Raw genomic sequence first — 2,000 nt, 5'->3', positions numbered from 1 at the left:
ACAGGGCGGGATGGTCGTGGCCTTTGTTCTGGCCGTGGTCATGAATGTCGGAAGCTATTGGTTTTCCGACCGGATCGTCTTGTCCATGTACAAGGCACAGGAGCTGGGTGTAAACGACGCACCCGCCCTGCACCGCATGGTGGACGAGTTGGCCCGTAAAGCCGGGGTTCAAAAACCCCGGGTCTACCTCGTCCCCCAAGACGCCCCCAACGCCTTCGCAACCGGACGCAATCCCCAAAATGGAATTGTGGCCGTGACCCGAGGGATCGTCAACCTTTTGAGTCCCGATGAGTTGCGCGGCGTGCTGGCCCACGAGATGGGGCACATCAAGAATCGGGACATCCTGGTCCAGACCATCGCCGCTACCATAGGCGGAACCATCGTCATGGTCGCCAACATGGTCAAATGGATGACCATTTTCGGTTTTGGCGGACGGGACGATGAAGGTGGAGGCGGGAACCCGCTCTTCATGCTTCTTATGGCCATTCTGGCTCCCATCGCGGCCATGATCGTCCAGATGGCCATTTCCCGGTCCAGGGAATACCTGGCCGACCGAACCGGGGCTGAACTCAGCGGCACGCCCGGCGCGCTGGCCGACGCATTGGAGAAACTCGAGGCGTATAGTCGGCGTATCCCGTTGCAGGGAGGCAATCCGGCCACGGAGAACATGTTCATCGTCAATCCCTTTGCCGGGTTCTCCATGGGGAGCCTCTTCAGCACCCACCCCCCCATCGCCGAACGGGTGGCCCGGCTGCGGGCCATGGGCGGCCGACGGTATTGAGTCGAGGCCGACATCGCAAAAAGCCCCTCGTGGTTCACGTCCACGAGGGGCTTTTTCATTACCGGGAGGGTGGAATCATTCGAGCGGGGTATTGGGAATCATGGTCCAGATACCACATGGGCAGACCTGGGCACAGAATCCACAACCGATACATCTGGCCGGATCGCTGACCATTTCGAATTTTTCGTTGCCAAGACCGGCCCTGTGAATGGCTCCTTGGGGGCAGATGTCGGCGCAGAGTCCGCAGTCCCGACACGAACCGCAGGAGGAGCATTCCGTGGCGCATTGCCCGGTGTCGGAGAATACATCGCGGCGCGGGTCAAAGTATTCGAGGGTGATGCGCGAGTAGTCGATGGTTTCCGAACGATCGGCCTGAAGATCGGCGTATTCGAGGGAAACGAGGTCCGCTTCACGCATGGTCGCTGGATCGCCCAAGGGACGTCGCCCTTTGATGATCGCGTCGATAACCATGGCCGCCTTGCGTCCGGCGCCGATGGCGTGGGTCAAAAGGCCGGGGCGAACGATGTCTCCGACGGCGAAGATGCGCGGATCAGTCGTCTGCCAGGTCTTATCGACGGTGACGAAGCCCCGGCTGGTGTCGACGCTGGAAGGCAGATAGTCCAGATCGGGCTGGTCGCCGATGGACACGACCACCGTGTCGGCACGAAGGAGTTCACCATTGGTCAGAACCACGCCCTCGTCGGTTATTTCCTTGGTAAAGCAGGGCCAGCGGAACTTGGCCCCGAATTTCTCGGCCTCTTCCCGTTCCTTGCCAAAGGAGGCAGGCTCCTGAATGTCGATGAGGGTGATGTCCGTGTAGCCGACTTGCCCGGCCTCGGTGGCCACATCGCAGCCGACGTTGCCGGCGCCGATGACCACCAGGCTCCGGCCCGTCGGGGCTTTGCCGGCTTTGGACTGCTGGAGAAAATCAAGGGCTGTGACCAGACGTTCGGATCCGGGAACAGGCAGGTTTCTGGGCTTTTGAGCGCCTGTGGCCAGGACCACGAAATCGTGTTCATTGATGATGGCCTGAAAATCCGAGGCCACCAACCTGGTTTTCAGACGGACATGTTCTAGAACCGATTCGATCCGATCCAGTTCTCCCTGAAGGATATCGCCGGGGATTCGACTGTCGGGGATGGCCGAAGTGATCTTGCCGCCCAGGCGTTCGGCCATGTCGTAGACGACCGGATGATGGCCGGCCAGGCGAAGGTGCCAG

2 protein-coding genes are annotated in these 2,000 nt (G+C 60.6%); one reads left to right on the top strand and one right to left on the bottom strand.

Going from position 1 to position 2,000, the window contains the following annotated elements; translation table 11 throughout:
• A partial coding sequence (locus EOM25_14325) for a protease HtpX (protein NCC26351.1) occupies positions 1-781 on the top strand: 781 nt, incomplete at its 5' end.
• Between the two features lie 75 nt (positions 782-856).
• Here EOM25_14325 and EOM25_14320 read toward each other — a convergent pair.
• On the bottom strand, positions 857-2,000 hold a 1,144-nt coding region (locus tag EOM25_14320), incomplete at its 5' end, for a 4Fe-4S dicluster domain-containing protein (protein NCC26350.1).

It is taken from the genome of Deltaproteobacteria bacterium, assembly GCA_009929795.1.
Taxonomy (GTDB): domain Bacteria; phylum Desulfobacterota; class Desulfovibrionia; order Desulfovibrionales; family Desulfomicrobiaceae; genus RZZR01.
Note: the sequence above shows the minus strand (reverse complement) of the source record. Positions and strands in the feature narration are given on the sequence as shown.